Below are 14171 nucleotides of genomic sequence, written 5' to 3' on the forward strand. Positions count from 1 at the left end.
TTGTATTTATTCCAACTCCCTTATTTCCTTTACAGCACGCTCTGCTGAACGAAGTGCCCCTTCAAGATGCCCGCCGTGTTCCAGGGAGGTTTCTGTCCCGGCAAATAATAGTTTCTTCTCCCAGATCCCCGCATTCACCGGGGGACCGTATGCCGGAAAGGCCGCCATCCGTTCGGCATCTTCCTCAACAGCGGTCAGCGGCTCAGCGGACCAATCTTTATATAACAATGCGATCGGTTTTTCCGCAGCCGGACCGAATAGCCGTTTCAGCTGGTTAAGAACAAGCTGGAGCGTCCTGTCCTTCCCTAGTTCCCTGCGTGTCTCCGCTGGAATCCCAAAGAAACCGAAGAGTGCACCATTCCCCGAAGGAAGCGAGGCATCATGGATTTCCTGAAGGGGACCTGCCCAGCTCATGCCCTGTCCTGATAAACCTTCTTCGCGCCAGAATGGCCGGTCATACACAGCCACAACCTTAGCATGACCGCCCATCCACGTCGGTTTTTCCAGCAGGCTGGCTGAAAGATCCCGGGGGAGCGGGGGTGAGAACTCAATCTTCCCGGCTGCTATCCGCGGGGGCAGGGCCAGGATGACGGCGGCTGCACGGATCTTCTTCTCTCCAACAGGCTGCTCCACTTTAAGCTCGACAGTCCCTTCCTCACTCATTTGAACGGCCTTCACTGATGAATGCAATTCGACAGTTCCCTCAGGAAGGGTCTCTGCCACGGCTTCTATGAGCGTCCGCACTCCCCCTTCGATCCGCATTGATTTTTCAACAGCACCAGCGGGCAGCACATGCCGCTCTGCAGGTTGACTTTCCGTTTGTTCGAACAGCAGGGCTCCTTCCGTATGCTGTTCAAACACCGGTATGCCCAGTTCACTAATCAAATTCTTAATATAAGTCTCATGCTCCGGCCAGAACCAAGTCGGGCCCAGGTCATACATGCCCGCGTCAGGACCGTTACCTGCGGGTTCACTCAATACCCTGCCCCCGATGCGGCCGCGTGCTTCCAAAACCCGGCATGGGATTCCTTTTGCTATAAGCAGGGAAGCCGCCCTGAGTCCGCTCAGTCCTGCTCCAACAATAATGATGGGATCTTTCATTTGCCAACCTCCTTATTTACAATTACCTGATTCTTATATGAAAGCAGATTATCAGATTTCCTTATGAAGTACAAAGGAAGAGAACTGTCCCACCGCACTTCATCTATACATACAAGACTTTTAACAGAATAGCGATCAGGACAAACGGCACCGGAATGACGGGAATCATCCCCAACAGTCCTATCAAACTTCCTGATTCCCTCCTATGCCGAAACATATAAACAATATTAGGAATAAGGACAATGAAGCTGAGCTGTACGATGGCGATTGACGCCCCTTCCAGAAACTCACCGCCATCCTCGCCGAAAAAGATGGCTATCATCAACATGAATGCCAATCCCAGATATAGAGGAAATAATTTTATATTAAAGCGTAAATATCTCTTAAACATGGAAATCACCTCTCTACTACATACCACTGGGAGGAGGCTGATTCCCCCTATATAGTTTCAAAACTCGTTTTTGTGTAGAGACTTGAGGAAGGAATCAACCTTCCATGTTGACAATGTATTTTGATCCATGTTAATTTGTATATGCAAATGAAAGAGGTGAAGGTCTTGAAAAACGAAGAAGAAGAAGTCCTTATCCATTGTCTATATTTTACCGCCAGCCGCTTTGCGCGCAATATTACTAAACTGGCTGAAAAGTTCCTTGATGCCGGTGAGCTGGCCCCGTCCTATTTTTATATGATCATGGTTGTTCATTTCCATCCGGAAATCACTCAGAAAGAGCTGTGCCGGAAACTGTCGATTGCTCCTTCGACCAGCACCCGCTTCATCGATAAGCTCGAAAAGAAACAACTCGTCTCAAGGAAGATGTCCGGAAAACAGACGTTTATCACCCTGACACAAGAAGGAGAAGAAATGTACAGCCAGTTCCGCGTTTCAATCAAGGAACTATTCGATGATTATTCCGAAACATTGGGAAGAGATTTCAGCCTTAACTTAAGCAGAATGCTGCACGAGGCAAGCAACAAGCTGGAAAAAGAAGAGTGATTGCATGAAGAGCTCTTTTTTTACCTATTCATTTGCATATACAAACAATCTCTTCTCACGGTCTATTTCATTCTATCATTTGCACATACAAATAAAATGACTGACCATACTCGTCTTATTTTTTTACTCTATCATTTGCATATACAAATATTATTCTAATCAGGAGGAAACAAATATGAACAAAACCATCGTCATCATCGGAGCAGGCAAAGGAATCAGCTTTCAGGCTGCAAAAACATTCGGAGCGAAAGGATTTAACGTCGCCCTGATTTCACGCACTCAGGAATCGTTGGAAATACTGGAACAGGATCTGGCTTCGCTGAAGATCAATGCGAAAGGTTTTCAAGGAGACGTTTCATCTCCTGCCTCACTGCGGAAGGCGCTGCGTTCAGTAAGAGCAGCCTTCGGGGAAACAATCGATGTCCTTCTCTACAATGCGGCTTCGATCAAACCCGGAAACCCGACAACGATCAGTCCGGAAGACTTCGTATATGATTTCAAAGTCAACACGGCAGGAGCGCTTACTGCCGTGCAGGAAGTCCTGCCTGACTTAGAAGCGCGCGCAGGCTCCATCCTCCTTACAGGGGGCGGCCTTGCACTGAATCCATATGCAGGATATGCTTCCCTTTCTGTTGGGAAAGCGGCCCTGCGGAATCTCGCATACAACCTGAATCAGGAACTCAGTCCAAAGGGAGTATACGCAGGAACTTTGACCATCAACGGATTTGTACAGGAAGACACCTATTTTTCAGCAGAAAAGATTGCCGAAGCCATCCATGACATGCATATAGACCGCACTACCGCAGAAGTGGTGTATGGACAGGAGGAAAAATCACAATGAAAACACTCGTCATCGTCGCACATCCGAATATCAGCGAATCCAGGATAAACAAAGCCTGGAAACAAAGATTATCAGAGGAAACGGACATCACCGTCCACGATTTATACGAAGAATATCCAGATAAGAAGATCGATATCGAAAGGGAACAGGCGCTTCTCCTCTCTCATGACAGAATCGTCTTCCAATTCCCTTTCTATTGGTACAGCAGTCCTTCACTATTAAAAGAATGGCAAGACGCCGTACTCACATATGGCTGGGCATACGGTTCCGAGGGGACAAAACTGCACGGGAAGGATTTCATGCTGGCCATTTCAACAGGCGGACCCGAAGCAGCCTATCAGGCAGGAGGGTACAACCGCTACAGTATGAGCGAACTCACAAAGCCTTTCCAGGCAACGGCCAATTTGACAGGGATGCGCTTCCTCCCTTCTTTCGTGCTTCAAGGGGTGCGGATGCTGGGTGAGGATCAGGTGAGGGAGAGTGCAGAAGAGTATATCAATCACATTACGTTATCCAGATAATAAAATTCATCAAATTTAAAGGAGATATCCATTAGGACATCTCCTTTTTGCTATAAAACTTATAACAAATCAGGTTAGAACTTCACTGAATATCCATGAAAACCGGCAAACGGTCCTTGTAGCCGGCCATCACATACTGTAGAAAGGTTATGAAGAATGCCAGTTGGGGCTAATTGCACCCTTCATCAAGGGAATTGTGCCTTTCAATTGATTAATTACACCCCATATTTTTTTATTATGCCCTTCGTAAAAATAATTGCGCCCTTCCCGCTGTTAATTATGCCCTTCATGTCGAATAATCTTTATCATAAGAAGAAACCAGTCTCTGCAGCCAGGCAAATGATCAGGAATGATAAGAAAACCAAAATAAAGCCGCCATTTGGCTTACTTCTTCCAATGCGCGTATGCGTCATCTTCAAGGACCAAACCATTGTTTACACGCAGACAAGACGATGCGTATGCTTTTAATTAGGTTGATTACCGTTATCCCCACCTAATTCAAACGGTGAATATACCCCATCATAATCAACGATCGTCACCATTCCCCTGTCGGCATGATTGTTATCATGGCAGTGGAACAGCCACTCGCCCGGGTTCTCCGCCTTGAAGTAGATAACGTATTCTTCTCCCGGTTTCACATGGATCAGGTCCTTCACGATTGGCTGGTCGAATTCTTCCCCGTTTTTTGAATTGACTTGAAACCGGTGGCCATGCAAATGCATAGGATGATTCATCCGGCCTGTATTTTTCAATGTAACCTTCACTATATCTCCTTCGTTTACTTCAATCGGCGGCGTATCAGGAAACGTTTTATCATTGATTTGAAATGACATGCCTTCTCCCATATCCATCCCCATGCTTAAGTCCATCGTGTAATTTACATCAGGGGTAGGTATTTCTTTGAATATGGTATTTTCACTTCCATACGAAATCCCTTTGGAGACTCCTTTTCCGGAAGCCAGCACGGCTTTGTCATTGGAGGCATTATTCCCTGATACAATTGGAATCACCATGTCTTCTGCATGTTCTACATTCTGTTCCTGGCCGATGAACATCGTTTCTTCGTTCAGTTTGGTAAACTCTACATCAAATCGTTCACCCGGTGCAATTCCCAGTACATTGGAGGTATTCCCTTCTGACACAACTTTTTCTCCGTCACTGGCAATCACACGCATGGAACCTTCGGGGAATACTAACTTGTGCACCTGGTAACCCGCATTGACGAATCGCAATCTTGCTTTTTCACCTTTTTCCATCTTAAGGGTCTCAATGGCATCAGCTGATTTTCCATTCACTGTGAACGTGTCATACATTTGTTTCGTATCCGCTTCCCCGTCACCGGACATCGCTCCCTTCATCATTCCCCCCATATTGGATAAATCACGTTTTTCCTGATCTACTGCCCATTCATCAAGAATGAAAAATTCATCTTTTTCATACTCTTTTTCTTTTTCTTCAATGACCAACGAGCCATACAAGCCTTTATCCACCTGTTTTGAGCTTTGTTGATGAGAATGATACCAGTAAGTACCGGCATCATTTGCAATAAACTCATAGGTGAAACTTTCTCCAGGCTGCACCGCATCTTGAGTCAGTCCGGGAACTCCATCCATCTTGTTTGGCAAGAGGACACCATGCCAGTGAATCGTGACAGGTACATCAAGCTCGTTCTTCAGATTCACTTTTACATAATCACCTTCTGTAACCGTGATCGGCTCGCCTGGCACTGTTCCATTATAGGTCCAGGCGTTTACGGATTTCCCATCACTGATTTTCCATTCTTTTTCCTGGGCGGTTAAATTGAATGTCTTTACATCCCGGTCCCCTTTTTCCTGTGCGCCGACCTCCAATATACTCTTACCACCATTTTTAACTCCCTCAGGTAATGACCCGCTTCCGCTTTGGCTCCAAGGGGAATTAAGATAAACCACTACTCCAATGACCAAAAGGATTGCAATTAAAATAGTTCCGATTATTTTCTTATTCATCGATGAGTCTCCTTACTATTCGCCGTTATCAATCCCTCTATTGATCCAGCTTTCTTTTCAGACGATCATATTCTTCTTCCGTAATATCTCCCTTTGCGAGCCTCTCTTTTAACACATTCAATGCCTGGTTACTATTTTGATTAGAATGGTGGGATTCATTTTTTGGATTAGACCTCATCATCCAAATGAAAATGGTATAATGGCTATAACAATAAGTACAAACAGAAAACCTGTTCCGAAAAATCCTCCACCCATACCTCCGCCGTTCATCATAAAATCATCTCCTTTGATGGTGTTATTTACGCTTTTTCCTCATTTTAAACAAATACCTCGTACCCTATTGGATTCTACCCTGAATTTTTGCAGAAAATATGTAGGGGGAGGGAAATTGTGCGGGGGAGGCTTTCCGAGAATGAAAAACACATAAAAGGATACTCCTCAAATAATTGAAGAGTATCCTTTTCTTTTGTCATGTATTCTTTTTATAAGTACCATCCAGCCCGATCATCCGACCTTCTGCAATCTTCACACCTCTTTGGCATTGAGAACCCCTTCTGCTTATAAAACTTCCGCTCTCCGACAGTAAACATGAACCGCTCGCCGCACTCCCAGCATTTCAATCTTAAGTCCTCAGGCGCCGAACCTTCCAACGCTTCTTTAAGGAGTACCTCCCTTTCTTGTGAAGCTTGTCCGTCAATTCCTTCCTGCTGCTCCAGCGCATGAATCACTTCCTTGATTTCAGCCCGAACCTTTTTATAATCTATTTTCTCCCATGCTTCTAAAAAAGGGAGGAACGCCCGATCACCAGATTCCTTGATTTTTTTAAGCATCAAAAGAATCATCCCTCGATCCCGGTCTTTAAGATAGGTCATGTCCGGTACTGGTTCCCCCTCTTTTACCCACTCTCTCCATTCATCGATCAGTTCATCTGCATACTGATCAGATTCAATCTGCCAGCCCCGCTCTGTATACACAATCATCGGGAGTTTTCCGAAATATTCGACGTCAAGGAAGTCATGATCGATCATCCAGTCCACTTTCTTCATGATGTCATCAAGCTTCTCCGACTTGAAATACCCGTACATTGGACAGGTATCCAATTCCAGCTGGAGCACTTTCTTATCTTTTGAACCTTTTAAGATTTTGGAAAGAAGAGACCTTCCTCCCTGTGCAATAATCGATTCTGCGGCCCTTAGGATGGCCTTTATATCTTTTTGGGATAGCTTTTCTATACGATTGTCCATTAAAACGGCAGCTCCTCATCGTTTATAGAGGCGTCAATTTTCTTTCTGTTTACAGACTTTTCACTACTGTCTATCCGCGCAGTCTTACCTTCTATAATCCGGCCAAACTTCTCTTCATATAATTCACTGATCCAGACCTTCACTGGAGCTTTCCACTTCTGACTCTTTGAAGGAATATTCTTTATCAAACTCTTCGGTGACATCCCGAGTTCTTTCGCCATTTGAATATCAGCTGAATTTAACCTGCAATGCTTCTTAGCTTCAGCCCAGGCATCAGCATTCTTCTTTTTGGCCATGGTGAACCCTCCTTTCTTGTGAAAGAACAACCTTCCTGCATCCTGGTTCATTGTTCCCCTCTTTTTTCATATTTTAACCGTCTTACTTGTATGAAAAACTGCGACCCTAAACACAGTATTGCCGACAGGTTTATTTTATCTTCCCTAACTCGCTTAGAAAAGCCGGCCTTCTTCTATATAGATCCATTAACTCATCTATCAACTCTACTTGTTTCGGCTTGCCTGCAATTCTCTTATATTTAATTAATTTTTGACACACCTTTTGGTAAGCTTTCCGATTGGAAGAAGAACTTGCAGCATCCAGGATATACTCCTTATAAACTTCATCAACCTTTGCTTTATCATGCTCGATTAGTTTATGTGCGTATTCTTCAATATATTTGGGATTGCTTCTAACAAACAATAATAATTCTTCCAGGTCATTTTCTTCATCTATCAATTTTAGAAAAACACTTCTCGCCTGCCAGCTTTTGGCTGACTTTAGTTCTTGTTTTAAGTGTCTATAGAAATCCTTTTTATTTTCTGAGGTTAATTCTTTTAAGTCTTCGTAATAGGGAAAATCTCCTTGAAACAAAAATTCCTTCGCCAGCATATACTGTTGTTCACGTAATGAAAGGTTCTTATAGGCTAGGTATCTGAACGTTTTCCATTTCGATATTAACCCCGGATATAGATGGTCCTTTGCTTCCCCTTCTTGGGCCAACTCAATGACCTTATGATCGTTTTTCTCCAGGAGCAGCTTATTCAATAATTGCTCTCTAAAAGCTGTATATTGCAAGTGCTCATAAATAAACTCTTCGGCTTCTTCTTGTGTTCCATATTTCTTTGTCAATTCAAGCAATAATTGCAGCATGCTTTCAATCTCATAATGTGAATACCGATCACTTGATCTTTCATCCAGCATCGATTCAATTTTGTCAATCAGCCGCTTCCTCAGCGTTATATCATCTACAAGTTCACAGCAGATGCTCAACAAATCAATTTTGTAATCGCTCCACCCGTCGAGAACCCCGTTTTCAACCTGTCCTAATAGCACTTCGAAAATTTCTGACTGGAGAGGATCTGTATCATCGACGCCAAAAACGATCTCTTCGATTAATTCAAGGGTTTCGTCAACCAGGGAGCCAATATCTCCGTCAGAATCATCTGCATATTGAAATGCACCTATCGCTTCCTCAAATAAAAGAAATGCGATTTCCAGGGCCAAAAGTGTATCTTCAACTTGTCGTGCCTTTTCTGCTACCTCTTCCATTTCTGTGACAAATCCTCTAGTAAGACGATACCTGATAAAACCTTCTCTGCCAGTATATTTCCTGATGATAGAATCTATTAATCTGCGGCAGCCATCAAGGTCCTGCTGATTGTCCCCTTTCGAGAATTTAACCAGGAGAGCGTTTTCCAACGCAGGGTCCTGATTCGTTATATCTACGATAATATCAGTCAACTCTTCTTTTGAAAGACCTTTTAAAACCATATGAAGGTCTGATTGCCCATCATTTCCCTTGATATCTTCAACATCTTCATTCAACATCTTCGATAATCTAAAATATGCAGCAACCTCATGTTTACATACAGGTCCAAAATCATAAGGGCAATCACATTTGGAAAAAAGAATCTCACCGTCATCTGCCATCTCAACCAGCACTTCGTAATCATCACTTCCCTCAACATGAAATAGAAAAGTGTTTTCGCTCTGTTTAGACGCCTTCGTGACATTGCCATCAATGTAATAGCCATATCCCTTGTCTAGAATCGTTTTATCTATATACCTCTTGAAATCATGAATATTCATTTCAGGTCCACCTTAATGAATTATAATTGAAAGTTTTTCTACTGAAGATGATCATTAAATATTTCATTGTCTCCCACAGCACTTTTTATACTTCGAACCGCTTCCGCATGGACAAGGATCATTCCTCCCAATAGAGGGCCCTTTTTTCACAGGCATTACTACATGATCACTTTCCTTTTTTCAATACCTTCTATGTACTCCGGCAGTAAAGCCATCTTCTTGCAGTAGCGTTTTTCGTTAAATGTTTCTTGGTATTTCATCACAACGTAAATTTCTTCGGTCAGGACAGTCGCAATCATCTCTTTGGACACCTGTTCTTCAAAACCTAAATCCACTAATCTGGCTAAGGTTTTATTCGTGCACTTTGGATCATCCTGTTTTATTTGATTGTCTACGACTTCTAATAAATGAGATTTGAATTTATAATTAACCATTTCGGCACTCCCTCATTCCATCAGCTTATGATTAGTATATATAAGATAAATGCTACCATAGCTTTGCTACTGATTGAAGGCAAGGCTTGAAACATGAAAATAGGTCCCTTACCCCCGGCACATTAGAAAAACTGAACCACTAACAAACAAAAAAGATGCTTGGTCCGCTGATATATACAGGGACCAAACACCTTATCTTTTATTTTTATTAGTTTATTTCAAAACCAACTTCGCCACACACTCCACATGCGCCGTCTGCGGAAACATATCCACCGGCTGCAAATACTCAACAGTGTACTGCTTCTTCAAATACTCAATATCCTTTGCCAGCGTAGAAGGATTACAGCTCACATACACAAATTTCTTCGGCTTCACTTCCTTGATTGTATCAAGGAACTTCTGGTCGCATCCTGTACGCGGGGGATCGACAACGACTACGTCCGGTCTCCATCCTTCTTTTTTCCACTTCGGCATGAGTTCTTCCGCGCTGCCTACGAAGTAATCCGCATGGTCGACTCCGAATCGTTCAGCGTTCTTTTTGGCGTCATCGATTCCTTCCTTAATGACATCCATCCCACGGATTTCCTTAGCTCCATCCGCTAACCAAAGTCCGATGGTGCCGACGCCGCAATATGCATCGACTACTTTCTCTTCACCGGTCAGAGCCGCTGCTTTTTTCGCTTCGTTATAAAGCTTGGTCGTCTGGATTGGATTTAGCTGGAAGAATGCACGTGCTGAAAGTTCATAGGTGAATTCATCAAGGCGTTCTTCGATGCTTTCTTTTCCTGAAAGATGGATCGTTTCATCGCCGAAGATGATGCCCGTTTTCTTCGGGTTGATGTTCTGGGCAATCGATACAACTTCCGGCAGGCGTTTCTCGATTTCGGAAATCAATAAATCCTTACGCTGGATCTTTTTGTCGTTCGTTACCAGTACAACCTGCACCTCTCCTGTTTCGAATCCGACGCGCGTCACGATCGTTCTCAGGATCGGCTTTTTCTTTTTCTCATCATAGACAGGAATGTTGAAGTCATTGATGATGCGTTTGATTTCTGTTGTGACTTTGTTGGTTGCCGAGTGCTGGACGATGCATTCGTCAATGTTGATCAGCTTGTTGGAGTTCATGCTGTAGAGGCCTGCGAATGCTTTCCCTTTATGGGATTCCACTTGGAACTGGCTCTTGTTGCGGTAGTGCCAAGGGTTGTCCATGCCGATCGTCTGACGTAAATCCAGTTCATCCAGGTTCAGTTTTGTATGGCGTTCCAGGGACTGCAGAACGATATCGCGCTTTGCTTCGAGCTGACCTTCATACGTGATGTGCTGAAGCTGGCAGCCGCCGCATTCTTCATAAACGAGGCAGGGAGCCTTTGTCCGCTGCGGTGACTTCTTTCGGATTTTCTTGATTCGTGCTTCCGTGAATTTCGGGTGCACCTTGGTGACTTCGACCACCACTTCTTCCCCTGGCAGGGCTCCCGGGACGAAGACGATTTTCCGTTTAAAGAAACCGATGCCCTCACCGTTGATGCCGATCTTTTTTATCGTAAGCGGAAACTGCTGTTTCAGCTCGATCTTCACTTCATTATTGTTGCCTTGCCGTTTATTCGTGTATTGCTTTTTCATTGGTTCACGTCCGTTCTATTCGATACTTCTCCATAAATACAGGGATGCATAGCTTAAATAAGGATGCCACGGCGAGCTGAATTGTTCAAGCTCTTCCTGGGTGGGTTTCCTGTCCATATTGTATAAAATTCTGATGGCGTTCTGAATGCCGATATCGGCTGTCGGAAACAGGTTCGGGCGGCCAAGGCCAAATAAAAGATAGCTCTGTGCCGTCCAGGGTCCGATGCCGCGGATCTTTGTCAGCTCTTTAATGATGGCTTCATCGTTTTTTTCGGGAAGGGTGTCCAGGTTAAGCTCACCGCTTGCCACCTTCTGTCCGAGTCCGATGACGTATTCTGCTTTTCGCTGTGAAAACTGGAGCTCCCTGAGTTCTTCCACCGTAAGTGCTGCCGTTTTTTCAGGAGATGGATAAAACCACACTCCGTCCTTCTGCCAGCCGTAAGTCGTGACAAACCTGTGCGTCAGCGTGAAAGCGAACTTCAGGTTGAGCTGCTGGTGGATGATGCTCTTCACGATGCTCGCGAACGGATCGAATTCTAGGACAATCGGTGTTCCGGCATGTTCTTCGAATATGGGCTTGAGCTCCGTTTGCAGGAAATGCTCATGCACCTCGTGAAGGCCTTTTTCCCACTGAAAAATCTCTGAGATCCGGTTGTGTTTCTCTTCAAGCTGTTCATCATTTTCAAAGGTGATCGTGAACCCGGGCTCCTCGGTAGTTCCGACTGCCTGCACGTTGATAACCTCTCCATCTCCATGCGGCAAATAATATGGCACCTTTACACTGCGGTCTTCCTTATCCACTGCATTCAGCGGGTCCAGCGAAAGCCTGTCCAGCACCCGGTCGAAATTGTACGGGCCTTCAATCCTGACATTCCTCGTTACCATCGTCCTCATCCCTCCGCTTCAAAACTCGTAAGTGTATTATAGCATATGGCCGGTGTAACCTTTAAACGTTGTACGCCGTCTTATTTGGTAGTATCAGGTAAAGGGGATGGTTGGTTTGAAGAAGTGGATGGCGGCTTGGATGCTGCTTGTGCTGCTGGCTGGGGGTTGTGATGAGCCGGGGGATCCTGGGATGGAAGCGGGGAAACCGGTCGAGGACTATGAACCAAAAGAAACGGATATCGTGAACACTCATGGTAAATTAGAGAACCTTGAACGCTTCGAGGAATTTTATGAAAATGTACGAAATGGAAAGGAAGAAAGTATCCGTATTGTTTTCTATACAGAAGAAGGGGATCCGATCCTGCACGACATCCGTTTCGACGGTAAAGTATTCAAATCGGTAATGGACACAAGAAGAGATAAGTTCGGAGACGGGAAAGTGCAAAAATTCACCTGTAACAATATTGAAAATACAAATGGTGAAATGGGGGACAATGTGTACAGACTTAAAGATTGCGGTAATGATCCCGAAGCCATTATCCTTTGGTACTGATACTTATGAATCGAGGGACGGGCCTTTAGCAAGCTAAAGGCCCGTCCCTCCTATTTCATTGCCGGATGTTCATCCAGACTTTTAAATGTGTACCCGCGTTTTTTCAAATCCTGTATCGCTTTTTTCAGTGCATCGGCATTATCCTTGGAAACAGAATGAAGCAGGATGATCGCTCCCGGATGGATCTGGGCCATGATGTTGTCATAGGAGTATCTCCATCCGTGCTGCTCGTTCGTTTTCCAATCGACGAAGGCAAGTGACCAGAAGACATGCTTGTACCCTTCTTCCTGTGCGACTTTAAGGGTCCGTTCGCTGAATACGCCGCGTGGCGGGCGCAGGTACTTCATTTCTTTTTGACCGGTGAGCTCTGCGGTCTTCACCTTCACTTTTTCAAGTTCTTCGCGGATCCGCTGGTCAGTCGTGGTGGTGAAGTCGGGATGGTGCCAGGAATGATTCCCGATGATATGTCCTTCTTTGACCATTCGTTTTACCAGGTCCTCTGCGCTTAATAGATAGTGGCCGGTAACGAAAAACGTCGCAGGCACTTTTTCTTTTTTAAGTACATCCAGGACTTTTTCCGTGTAACCATTTTCGTAGCCATTATCAAATGTGAGGTAAATATCCTTTTTATCAGGGGAGCCTTTATAGAAAGCCCCGTACTTTTCCAGCAGTGCATCATAGGCCGGTCCTGCTTCCGCAGGTACTTCATCGCGGCTTTTCTTGAAGCCCCAGCCAATAGGGTTGTTCGACACGGCCTTGGCATTGGCCGGCAGGATCAGGATGAACAGGGACGAAATCAATAGGATTTTCAGTAACTTAGCCATAATAACCTTCCTTCTCATTCATTTTCTTTAGTTTTTGAGAAGTTAGAGGTTTCATTCTTACTAAAAGTATCCAAATGATGCGGCTCGTCCAGTTTATGCTCGAAAAGCTTCGTTTTTTGCTCGGCAATTTGGATTTGAGCTCGAAAGCAAATGATTTGTGCTCGAATTCCGGAATTTATGCTCGAGCTGCCGATTTTTCTTTAAAGCCCTGCCCTCATATCAAAAAGCCTGATACTCTTCACTGGCAAGTTCCTTCAATTTAGCCTTGTTTTTCTCTATGAACTTTGTGACGGTTTCTTCGTCATTCACATCTGGAAAATCCTTAAATTCCTCTTTTAACTCCTTTTCCACCTGCTGTCTCGAGACATCGAGTGTGGAATCATCGATTTCAAACGAGTATCCTTTCGAATTAGGAACTAAAAGCGCCAGATAAATGGCATTATAATAAAAGTTCTGCTTATCGACATTTTTCCCGTTGAACCAGTACTTATTGAACTGCTCTTCAGAGATGCCGGAGCCTTCTTCAAGACCGTATGTAACCTTGATTCTTCCATCGGACAAGTCGATTCCTTTCACCGTTTCACCGCCTGGCAAGCTTTGAACGATGCTGTATACCTTATTATTGTCCCCGACATAGGTTCCGGTCATTTCCTTTAACTTGTCCAAATTCACATTTTCAATTTTCGTTATCTTAACTTTATCCGCCGGCTCGCTGCAGGCTGCAAGAACCACTGCCGCGGCAAGCATCATGATGAAGAATGCTGTAATCCGTTTCATAAGATCCCTCCATTTCCCCGTAGTATACTAAAAATGGCGATTGATGGAAAGTTTCTTAAGTAATGAAAAAAAGCAGCAGGAAATCGCATGCTGCTTCACTGACCACCCGAACTCCCGCGGTGATCACCTCCAGTATAATTACTATCCTCCCCGGGCTTCGCACCCGGATTGATGCCTGGCAGGTGATCATCATTATTTCTCCGCTTTCTCCTAACATCAATCAAATAAGCAAAAATTAAAATCCCTGCAATCATGATCCAGAACCACCACATAATAATTGGACGCCTCCTTTTTACTATCC

The 14171-nt window shown here is 44.4% G+C and carries 18 protein-coding genes; 4 read left to right on the forward strand and 14 right to left on the reverse strand.

Annotation, left to right across the window (positions count from 1 at the left end; genetic code table 11):
• Window positions 1-6 precede the first annotated feature (6 nt).
• On the reverse strand, window positions 7-1101 hold the full coding sequence (locus ACKA06_RS00565) for a flavin monoamine oxidase family protein (protein ID WP_411158821.1): 1095 nt from the start codon (window positions 1099-1101) through the stop codon (window positions 7-9).
• A gap of 103 nt (window positions 1102-1204) precedes the next feature.
• Complete coding sequence (locus ACKA06_RS00570) at window positions 1205-1492, reverse strand: hypothetical protein (protein WP_411158822.1); 288 nt, start codon at window positions 1490-1492, stop codon at window positions 1205-1207.
• A gap of 165 nt (window positions 1493-1657) precedes the next feature.
• Between ACKA06_RS00570 and ACKA06_RS00575 the strand changes: the two genes are divergently transcribed.
• The 3 genes from ACKA06_RS00575 (at window position 1658) to ACKA06_RS00585 (ending at window position 3457) form a co-directional block, all read left to right on the forward strand.
• Window positions 1658-2095, forward strand: coding sequence for a MarR family winged helix-turn-helix transcriptional regulator (locus ACKA06_RS00575; RefSeq protein ID WP_411158823.1), 438 nt, complete (start codon window positions 1658-1660; stop codon window positions 2093-2095).
• A 175-nt stretch (window positions 2096-2270) separates the two neighbouring features.
• Window positions 2271-2936, forward strand: coding sequence for an SDR family NAD(P)-dependent oxidoreductase (locus tag ACKA06_RS00580; protein WP_411158824.1), 666 nt, complete (start codon window positions 2271-2273; stop codon window positions 2934-2936).
• Window positions 2933-3457 (forward strand): NAD(P)H-dependent oxidoreductase, encoded by a 525-nt coding sequence (locus tag ACKA06_RS00585; RefSeq protein ID WP_411158825.1) that lies wholly within the window; start codon window positions 2933-2935, stop codon window positions 3455-3457. The genes ACKA06_RS00580 and ACKA06_RS00585 overlap by 4 nt, the downstream gene beginning before the upstream one ends.
• A gap of 464 nt (window positions 3458-3921) precedes the next feature.
• Here the strand turns inward: ACKA06_RS00585 and ACKA06_RS00590 are convergent, their stop codons facing one another.
• From ACKA06_RS00590 to ACKA06_RS00630, 9 genes are all read right to left on the reverse strand, one after another.
• The gene (locus ACKA06_RS00590) at window positions 3922-5445 is read right to left on the reverse strand and encodes a multicopper oxidase family protein (protein ID WP_214873105.1); all 1524 of its coding nucleotides are present in this window, start codon (window positions 5443-5445) and stop codon (window positions 3922-3924) included.
• Between the two features lie 37 nt (window positions 5446-5482).
• Window positions 5483-5626, reverse strand: a complete 144-nt coding sequence (locus tag ACKA06_RS00595) for an SHOCT domain-containing protein (protein ID WP_411158826.1) — start codon at window positions 5624-5626, stop codon at window positions 5483-5485.
• A gap of 301 nt (window positions 5627-5927) precedes the next feature.
• Window positions 5928-6689 carry an RQC-minor-1 family DNA-binding protein gene (locus ACKA06_RS00600; protein ID WP_214873101.1) on the reverse strand — a complete coding sequence of 254 codons (762 nt, stop codon included), beginning with the start codon at window positions 6687-6689 and terminating at the stop codon, window positions 5928-5930.
• Window positions 6689-6985, reverse strand: coding sequence for a hypothetical protein (locus ACKA06_RS00605; RefSeq protein WP_214873099.1), 297 nt, complete (start codon window positions 6983-6985; stop codon window positions 6689-6691). Before ACKA06_RS00605 ends, ACKA06_RS00600 begins: the two co-directional genes overlap by 1 nt.
• A gap of 130 nt (window positions 6986-7115) precedes the next feature.
• Complete coding sequence (locus tag ACKA06_RS00610) at window positions 7116-8777, reverse strand: SWIM zinc finger family protein (RefSeq protein ID WP_214873097.1); 1662 nt, start codon at window positions 8775-8777, stop codon at window positions 7116-7118.
• 63 nt (window positions 8778-8840) lie between these two features.
• Complete coding sequence (locus ACKA06_RS00615) at window positions 8841-8933, reverse strand: SEC-C metal-binding domain-containing protein (protein ID WP_198258757.1); 93 nt, start codon at window positions 8931-8933, stop codon at window positions 8841-8843.
• A gap of 2 nt (window positions 8934-8935) precedes the next feature.
• On the reverse strand, window positions 8936-9211 hold the full coding sequence (locus tag ACKA06_RS00620) for a hypothetical protein (protein ID WP_198258756.1): 276 nt from the start codon (window positions 9209-9211) through the stop codon (window positions 8936-8938).
• Window positions 9212-9424: 213 nt separating this feature from the next.
• Window positions 9425-10831: a 23S rRNA (uracil(1939)-C(5))-methyltransferase RlmD gene (gene rlmD / locus ACKA06_RS00625; RefSeq protein WP_411158827.1), complete on the reverse strand. Its 1407-nt coding sequence runs from the start codon at window positions 10829-10831 to the stop codon at window positions 9425-9427.
• Window positions 10832-10846: 15 nt separating this feature from the next.
• The gene (locus ACKA06_RS00630; protein ID WP_214873094.1) at window positions 10847-11716 is read right to left on the reverse strand and encodes a DNA-3-methyladenine glycosylase family protein; all 870 of its coding nucleotides are present in this window, start codon (window positions 11714-11716) and stop codon (window positions 10847-10849) included.
• A gap of 115 nt (window positions 11717-11831) precedes the next feature.
• On the opposite strand from ACKA06_RS00630, the gene ACKA06_RS00635 reads away from it, so the two are divergent.
• Window positions 11832-12269 carry a DUF4362 domain-containing protein gene (locus tag ACKA06_RS00635; RefSeq protein WP_214873092.1) on the forward strand — a complete coding sequence of 146 codons (438 nt, stop codon included), beginning with the start codon at window positions 11832-11834 and terminating at the stop codon, window positions 12267-12269.
• Window positions 12270-12319: 50 nt separating this feature from the next.
• Here the strand turns inward: ACKA06_RS00635 and pdaA are convergent, their stop codons facing one another.
• The 3 genes from pdaA to ACKA06_RS00650 form a co-directional block, all read right to left on the reverse strand.
• Window positions 12320-13093 (reverse strand): delta-lactam-biosynthetic de-N-acetylase, encoded by a 774-nt coding sequence (gene pdaA / locus ACKA06_RS00640; RefSeq protein WP_214873090.1) that lies wholly within the window; start codon window positions 13091-13093, stop codon window positions 12320-12322.
• 219 nt (window positions 13094-13312) lie between these two features.
• Window positions 13313-13870, reverse strand: coding sequence for a DUF4825 domain-containing protein (locus ACKA06_RS00645; protein WP_032085684.1), 558 nt, complete (start codon window positions 13868-13870; stop codon window positions 13313-13315).
• A 95-nt stretch (window positions 13871-13965) separates the two neighbouring features.
• Entirely contained in the window at window positions 13966-14142 is a 177-nt protein-coding gene (locus ACKA06_RS00650; RefSeq protein ID WP_198258752.1) for a hypothetical protein, read from the reverse strand.
• Window positions 14143-14171 lie beyond the last annotated feature (29 nt).

This window comes from Rossellomorea oryzaecorticis, assembly GCF_045897515.1.
GTDB classification, from domain to species: Bacteria; Bacillota; Bacilli; order Bacillales; family Bacillaceae_B; genus Rossellomorea; species Rossellomorea enclensis.

Excerpts from the sequence above, each read along its gene's own strand:
- ACKA06_RS00565 (WP_411158821.1), bottom strand. The coding sequence starts at position 1,101 with ATGAAAGATCCCATCATTATTGTTGGAGCAGGACTGAGCGGACTCAGG.
- ACKA06_RS00570 (WP_411158822.1), bottom strand. The coding sequence starts at position 1,492 with ATGTTTAAGAGATATTTACGCTTTAATATAAAATTATTTCCTCTATAT.
- ACKA06_RS00580 (WP_411158824.1), top strand. The coding sequence starts at position 2,271 with ATGAACAAAACCATCGTCATCATCGGAGCAGGCAAAGGAATCAGCTTT.
- ACKA06_RS00585 (WP_411158825.1), top strand. The coding sequence starts at position 2,933 with ATGAAAACACTCGTCATCGTCGCACATCCGAATATCAGCGAATCCAGG.
- ACKA06_RS00590 (WP_214873105.1), bottom strand. The coding sequence starts at position 5,445 with ATGAATAAGAAAATAATCGGAACTATTTTAATTGCAATCCTTTTGGTC.
- ACKA06_RS00595 (WP_411158826.1), bottom strand. The coding sequence starts at position 5,626 with ATGATGAGGTCTAATCCAAAAAATGAATCCCACCATTCTAATCAAAAT.
- ACKA06_RS00600 (WP_214873101.1), bottom strand. The coding sequence starts at position 6,689 with ATGGACAATCGTATAGAAAAGCTATCCCAAAAAGATATAAAGGCCATC.
- ACKA06_RS00605 (WP_214873099.1), bottom strand. The coding sequence starts at position 6,985 with ATGGCCAAAAAGAAGAATGCTGATGCCTGGGCTGAAGCTAAGAAGCAT.
- ACKA06_RS00610 (WP_214873097.1), bottom strand. The coding sequence starts at position 8,777 with ATGAATATTCATGATTTCAAGAGGTATATAGATAAAACGATTCTAGAC.
- ACKA06_RS00615 (WP_198258757.1), bottom strand. The coding sequence starts at position 8,933 with ATGCCTGTGAAAAAAGGGCCCTCTATTGGGAGGAATGATCCTTGTCCA.
- ACKA06_RS00620 (WP_198258756.1), bottom strand. The coding sequence starts at position 9,211 with ATGGTTAATTATAAATTCAAATCTCATTTATTAGAAGTCGTAGACAAT.
- rlmD (WP_411158827.1), bottom strand. The coding sequence starts at position 10,831 with ATGAAAAAGCAATACACGAATAAACGGCAAGGCAACAATAATGAAGTG.
- ACKA06_RS00630 (WP_214873094.1), bottom strand. The coding sequence starts at position 11,716 with ATGGTAACGAGGAATGTCAGGATTGAAGGCCCGTACAATTTCGACCGG.
- pdaA (WP_214873090.1), bottom strand. The coding sequence starts at position 13,093 with ATGGCTAAGTTACTGAAAATCCTATTGATTTCGTCCCTGTTCATCCTG.
- ACKA06_RS00645 (WP_032085684.1), bottom strand. The coding sequence starts at position 13,870 with ATGAAACGGATTACAGCATTCTTCATCATGATGCTTGCCGCGGCAGTG.
- ACKA06_RS00650 (WP_198258752.1), bottom strand. The coding sequence starts at position 14,142 with ATGTGGTGGTTCTGGATCATGATTGCAGGGATTTTAATTTTTGCTTAT.